Origin of the sequence: Stenotrophomonas sp. SrG (genome assembly GCF_050031795.1) — a bacterium.
Taxonomy (GTDB): domain Bacteria; phylum Pseudomonadota; class Gammaproteobacteria; order Xanthomonadales; family Xanthomonadaceae; genus Stenotrophomonas; species Stenotrophomonas rhizophila_A.
The window spans coordinates 1-235 of sequence record NZ_JBNBBE010001377.1; the positions used below are offsets into that span (position 1 = coordinate 1).

Here is a 235-nt window from a genome sequence, read left to right on the forward strand (position 1 = left end):
CTTCATAGGTGGGGCCGGCGCTGATCACCATGCGCAGGCCTTTCAGTTCCGGGGGGGATTCGGGCGCATCGGCCGGAGCCTGCAGGGCGGCCAGCGCGGCCACGATGGCATGTGGTTCGGTCACCCGGCCGGGACCGGATTCGCCCTCGGCCAGCGGGCCGTCTTCCGGGCCGACCCCCTGCGCACCGCGTTCGCGCAGCAGGCTGATGTTGGCCTGGGTGGCCGGGTGCAGCCA

Annotated in this window: 1 pseudogene; it reads right to left on the reverse strand. The window is 72.8% G+C overall.

The annotated features are described in order from the left end of the window. Positions 1 to 235 (reverse strand): annotated as a pseudogene (locus tag ACQG3P_RS23915) (bifunctional phosphopantothenoylcysteine decarboxylase/phosphopantothenate--cysteine ligase CoaBC); the annotation flags it as partial.